Source organism: Caulobacter sp., assembly GCF_035254145.1.
Taxonomy (GTDB): domain Bacteria; phylum Pseudomonadota; class Alphaproteobacteria; order Caulobacterales; family Caulobacteraceae; genus Caulobacter.
The window spans coordinates 1-5,361 of record NZ_DATFAV010000332.1; the positions used below are offsets into that span (position 1 = coordinate 1).

At 70.0% G+C, this 5,361-nt stretch carries 8 protein-coding genes; 2 read left to right on the forward strand and 6 right to left on the reverse strand.

Translation table 11 applies throughout. The annotated features are described in order from the left end of the window. The 6 genes from VJ655_RS19845 to VJ655_RS19870 all read right to left on the reverse strand — a co-directional run. Positions 1-889, reverse strand: an 889-nt coding sequence (locus VJ655_RS19845; RefSeq protein ID WP_324114138.1) for an NAD(P)/FAD-dependent oxidoreductase, incomplete at its 3' end; no start/stop codon positions are given. 333 nt (positions 890-1,222) lie between these two features. After that, positions 1,223-1,543, reverse strand: coding sequence for a hypothetical protein (locus VJ655_RS19850; protein WP_324114124.1), 321 nt, complete (start codon positions 1,541-1,543; stop codon positions 1,223-1,225). A gap of 52 nt (positions 1,544-1,595) precedes the next feature. Continuing rightward, positions 1,596-2,048, reverse strand: a complete 453-nt coding sequence (locus VJ655_RS19855; protein WP_324114126.1) for a DoxX family protein — start codon at positions 2,046-2,048, stop codon at positions 1,596-1,598. A 12-nt stretch (positions 2,049-2,060) separates the two neighbouring features. After that, complete coding sequence (locus tag VJ655_RS19860; RefSeq protein WP_324114128.1) at positions 2,061-2,807, reverse strand: DNA-binding domain-containing protein; 747 nt, start codon at positions 2,805-2,807, stop codon at positions 2,061-2,063. Further along, complete coding sequence (locus tag VJ655_RS19865; protein WP_324114130.1) at positions 2,800-3,630, reverse strand: DUF692 domain-containing protein; 831 nt, start codon at positions 3,628-3,630, stop codon at positions 2,800-2,802. Before VJ655_RS19865 ends, VJ655_RS19860 begins: the two co-directional genes overlap by 8 nt. A gap of 73 nt (positions 3,631-3,703) precedes the next feature. Further along, positions 3,704-3,988: a DUF2282 domain-containing protein gene (locus tag VJ655_RS19870; RefSeq protein WP_324114132.1), complete on the reverse strand. Its 285-nt coding sequence runs from the start codon at positions 3,986-3,988 to the stop codon at positions 3,704-3,706. A gap of 189 nt (positions 3,989-4,177) precedes the next feature. Here VJ655_RS19870 and VJ655_RS19875 point away from each other — a divergent pair, with 189 nt between their 5' ends. Both VJ655_RS19875 and nrsF read left to right on the forward strand, forming a co-directional pair. After that, positions 4,178-4,717: a sigma-70 family RNA polymerase sigma factor gene (locus VJ655_RS19875; protein ID WP_324114134.1), complete on the forward strand. Its 540-nt coding sequence runs from the start codon at positions 4,178-4,180 to the stop codon at positions 4,715-4,717. Beyond that, positions 4,704-5,342 (forward strand): anti-sigma-F factor NrsF, encoded by a 639-nt coding sequence (nrsF, locus tag VJ655_RS19880; protein ID WP_324114136.1) that lies wholly within the window; start codon positions 4,704-4,706, stop codon positions 5,340-5,342. The genes VJ655_RS19875 and nrsF overlap by 14 nt, the downstream gene beginning before the upstream one ends. Positions 5,343-5,361: the final 19 nt, after the last annotated feature.

Consider the following 5,361-nt stretch of genomic DNA (forward strand, 5'->3'; position numbering starts at 1 on the left):
TGATCGCCGGCTTGAACTTGATGTCGCCGCAGCCGGCGCGGGTCAGGAACTCGCCGGAGACCGAGGGGTGGGCCTCCAGCGGCTCGTGGTCGGGCTTGGGCAGGCCGTAGTCCTCCATCTTGCCGATGGTCTTCTTGATCATCTTGCGGGCGAGGGACAGGCCGACGCTCTTGGGCATCCAGGCCGGCATGGCGGATTTGTCGGCCGGCTTGCCGTTCAGGTACTTGGGGAACACCCAGACCCCGCGCCGGGCCGAGACCCACAGGTTCTTGGCGATCGGCCGCTGGGACAGCTCGCTGGCGATGTCCATGGCCGAGTTGCCCATGCCGACCACGATGACGTTCTTGCCGCGCATGTCGACCGGATCGAACGGATCGCAATAGGCGTGGGCGTGGAACGCGGGGCCGTCGAACTCGCCCGGATATTCCGGCACGCGCGGGTCCCAGTGGTGGCCATTGCAGACGAACAGCACGTCGTAGAGACGCGTCTCGCCGGTCGACAGGGTCACCGCCCACAGGCCGTCGTCGGTGCGGCGCGCCTTCTCGACGCGGGTGTTGAAGGTGATGGTCGGGCGCAGGCCGAAGTGGTCGACATAGTCCTTGAAGTACTGGAAGAGCTGCGCGTGATGGGGGAAGTCGGGCCAGTCCCTGGGAACGGGGAAGTCCTCGAACGCCAGCCGCCATTTGCTGGTGTCGATATGCAGGCTGTCGTAGCAGGCCGACATGCCGTTGGGGTTCTTGTAGTACCAGGTGCCCCCGATGTCGTCGGACATCTCGAAGCAGTCATAGGGGACGCCGTAGTCCTTCAGCCGCTTGATGGTGGTGAAGCCGCTGCAGCCCGCGCCGATCACGCAGGCCTTCGGGAGCTTGGCTTGGGGAGCCCTGTCCATAGGGGTTTGGGCCGACATTCCACCCTCCTGACTTATCGTTGTTCAGGTGAACGTATCAGCGTTATGCCAGCCAGCAAGCGCCCGTTGCGGAAAGGGGTGGACTCCAGATGTGGCGGTCTTGGGAGGCGCCCCTCTAACCCGCCTTCCTCGCCCCCGTGGCGAGGATCCATGGCGCGGCTGGGCGCGGCGGGGTTGGTGAACGCCGCCGGCGTGGGCGGGCGCGGATCCAACTCAAAGCCCGCTGAAGCCTGGGCCCCAGGCACAAGGCCAGGGGAGGCGGAGAAATTTGGAGACGACCTTTCAGGCTCAACAGATGGCGCGTGACCGTCAGCCCTACCGACCGAACGGCGTGGTCGCGTAGGCCGAGGCGCAGGAGCCGTTGCACAGCACCCAGTCGGCGCCGCAGCTGTCGTCGTCCTTGTTGCGGGCCTGGCAGAAATAGCGGGTCCGCGCGCACATGGCGTTGCATCGGTGCAGGTCGCCGGCCGGCTGGCGGGCCGCCAGGGCCCACGGGGCGGCCAGGACGGTGCGCGGCCCCTCGCGCGAGGGCAGCACCGAGACGGGCGGCCGGGGCTGGTAGGGCGCCTGAGTCTGAAAGGCCTGGGCCGGGATGGCGCAGGTCAGGATCAGCAGGGCGAGAAGGGCGCGACGCATGGCCGGCGACCCTAGCGACCCCGAGTGAAAGGCCCGTAAACCTCGCCCCGACTCAGGGAATCTTCAGCGCCCGGTCCAGGCTGAACCGGCCGCCGCCGCGGGCGATCAGGAACAGCAGCAGCCCCGCCCAGGATAGGTGCGTGGGCCAGGCGTCGGGATAGACGAAGATCTCGATCACCGCCGTCATGCCCAGGAACGCCAGGGCCGAGACGCGGGTGAACAGACCCAGCACCAGCAGGATCGAGAACAGGTGCTCCGAATAGGTCGCCGCGTGGGCGGCCACGACGGGCGGCAGCAGCGGCACGTGGTACTCGCTCTCGAACAGGGCGTAGGTCCCATCGGTGATGTGCAGCAGGCCGTCGACCTTGGTGCGTCCCGACAGGAAGAAGACGGCCGCGACGCCCAGCCGCGCGACCAGGACCAGCAGGTCCTCGGGAAGCAGCTTCTGAGTCGTACGGGCGAGCAGGGTCAGCGGCGCGCGCAGCGCCGGGGAAAGAGCGGTCATGGCGGGATTTCCTTAGAGGGGCGCGACGAAGACGCCGTCGGCGATCAGGGTGGCGAAAGGGGAAGCAAAAGGGGTCTCGGGATCGGCCATCGCGGCGGCCTGGGCGGCCTCGCCGGCGGTCAGGCCCTGGCGGCAGGCGCGCAGGAACGCCGTCTCGGCGGCGCCGACCACGCGGTGGGTCACCGCGCCGTCGCGCCGGACCAGCAGCAGGGTCTCGGGCGTCTCGGAGATTTCCAGGTCCTCGCGTCCCTCGCGGGCGGCGCGCCACAGGCTGGGCAGGCCGGCGTCGAAGGCGGCGAAACGGACGCTGGGGTGCGGGGAAAGGGGTGTCTGGGCCAGCGTCTCGGGCGACAGGCTCGACAGCGCCTGGGCGCTCAACGCCGGCGCCTCGGGCGCGAACAGGGCCTCGATCCACAGGCGGTCGAGATGAGCGATCCCGGCCAGATAGGGCAGCTCGGCGGCCGGCGGGAAGCGTTCCAGCCAGCCGGGAAAGGCCTCCCCATAGTCGAGCAGAGCGGCGCTGGCGGGCGGGGCCTCGCGGGCGAACAGGGCGGCGGCGGCGCGGAACCAGTCCTCGCCGACCATGGACAGCGCCGTCGGGAAGTTGTCGGCCAGGGCGTCGACGCAGCCCTTGGCGATGGTGTTGCGATAGACGGCGAGACCCGGGTGGTCCCCGTCCGTCAGCCACGGCGACAGGGCGGGGCGATCGCCGGTCAGGGCGGCGACGAAGGCGTCCTGGAAGTCGATCAGCTCAGGCATGAACCGCCTCCAGGGCCCCGAGTTCGGCGGCGGCGCGGTCGCGCTCGGCCATCAGCATCGCGAAGGCGGGGATGTCGTCGTCCCGCTCAATGAGCGTCGGGCGCGGACCGATCCGGCGGATCAGGCGGCGATAAAGCGCCCAGACCGGCTCGGCCACCGGCGCGCCGTGGGTGTCGATCAGAAGGTCCGAGCCCCCGGCGTCGGGGCCGTGGCCCGCCAGGTGGATCTCGCCGACGGCTTCGGCCGGGATGGCGTCCAGATAGGCCTCGGCGCGGTAGTCGAGATTGCTGGCGCTGACGAAGACGTTGTTGACGTCGACCAGCAGGCCGCAGCCGGTCCTGGCGACCAGGGCCTTGAGGAACTCGACCTCCTCGAGGTCGTGGCCGCTCAGCGGCAGATAGAGCGAGGGGTTCTCGATCAGCACCTTGCGGCCCAGCGCCTCCTGCATCCGGTCGATGTTGTCGGCGATGCGGGCGAGGGCGGCGTGGGTGCGCGGGAAGGGCAGCAGGTCGGGCTGGTGGACGCCGCGATGGGTCGACCAGGCCAGGTGCTCGGAGACCACGAACGGCTCGAACCGGTCGGCCAGCCGCTTGAGGGCCGCCAGGTGCTCGGGATCCGGATTGGCGTCGGCGGCCAAGGACAGGCCGACCCCATGCAGCGAGATCGGATGCCGCCCGCGGATCGCCTCCAGCGCCAAAAGCCGCGGCCCGCCGGCCGACATGTAGTTCTCGGGATGAACCTCGAACCACAGGCCCTCATCCGTCGCGGCGAGCGCGTCGGCGTAGTGCTGGGGCTTCAGGCCAAGGCCGGCGGTGGGGGGCATGGTGATCATCCAGATCAAGCTGTCATCCCGGCTCGGCGCGCCACGCGCTTGGCCGGGATGACAGTTTTAAGGATCAAGCCTTCGGCGTCAGCGAACCCATGCCGTTCGGGGTCTTGATGGTCGTGCACGTGCCCTTGGGGACCATCTTCCAGGCGTCGGCCTGGTAGTCGGCCTTGGAGGTGCCGGCGCACGAGGTGCCCGCGCCCGCCTTGCAGTCGTTCTGGCCGGCCTTGGCGACGCCGTAGCACTTTTCGGTCTCGCCCTTCTTCTCCATGGGCATGTTGGACTGGGCGGCCATCGCGGCGCCGGTCGACAGGGCGAAGACGGCGGCCAGGGCGGCGGAAGCGGTGCGGTTCATGGGGTTTCTCCTTGAGGCGTTTCTCGCCGAACGGCCGCCTTGGCCGCTCGGTCGTGGGGAAGTACGAAGCCGAACCATCGGAGGTTACACCGCTCGCCGAACAAAATTTCGACCGATCTTCCGGCGCAGGTTCCGGCGCGGCGTGAGGGCGTGTAACCATCGCCGCCTCGCGCGCGAATAGGGGCAGGCGTGACGGATACCGAAACCCGTTTGAAGGCGCTGATGCTGCGCGGGCTGGAGGGCGACGCTCCGGCCTACCGCGCGTGTCTGGCGCAGCTGGGCGTTCGGCTGCGCGCCTATTTCGCGCGCCGGATGGCCGGCGCGCCCGGCGATGTGGAGGATCTGGTGCAGGAGACGCTGCTGGCGGTGCATCTGAAGCGGTCGACCTGGGACGCCTCCCAGTCGTTCACCGCCTGGGCGCACGCGGTGGCGCGCTACAAGCTGATCGACCATTGGCGTCGCCGGAAGATCCGCCAGACCCTGCCGATCGACGACCACGCCGCCTTCCTGGCCGCCGACGAGCCCGAGCCCTCCATCGGGATCGAGCTGGACCGGGCGCTGGCCAGCCTGCCCGAGCGGCAGCGGATCCTGGTCTCCGACGTCAAGCTGACGGGCCTGTCCCTGGCCGAGGCCGGGGCTCGAGCCGGCATTTCCGAGGGAGCGGCCAAGGTCGCCCTGCACCGGGCGCTGAAGGCCCTGGCCGAAAGGATGCGCCGTGCGGACGGATGATCTGATCGACGCCCTGGCCGCCGACGGCGGACCGGTCAATGCGCCGCCGCGCCGTCTGGCCCTGGTCGCGGCGCTGGGCGCCCTGGCCGCCCTGGTCCTGGTGCTGAGCTGGCTGCACACCCGCCACGACCTGGCGCAGGCGGTGCTGGGCGGCATGTTCTGGATGAAGGCGCTCTACACCGGCGTCCTGGGCCTGGCCGGCTATCTGGCGATCGAGCGGCTGGCGCGGCCGACGGGCTCGGGACGGCGCGGCTGGGCGCTGGGCCTGGTGGCGCTGGCCGTGTTCGCCGTGGCGGGGATCTGGCAGGCGCTGGTCAGCCCCGACATTCAACACGCCCTGCACATGTTGCGAGGCCATTCCTGGCATTCGTGCAGCCGCAACATCCTGGCCCTGGGCCTGCCGATGCTGGCCCTGGGCCTGCTGGCCGTGCGCGGCATGGCCCCGACGCGCCCCGTCGCCGCCGGCTTCGCCACGGGCCTGTTCGCCGGCGGGGTGGCCGCGACCGTCTACGGCCTGCACTGCCCGGAAAACACCTTCACCTTCGTGGCCCTCTGGTACAGCCTCGGCGTCCTGCTGCTGGCGGCGCTGGGGGCGGTGGTCGGGCGGTGGGTTCTGCGCTGGTAGGGACGCGTCCTTATACGGA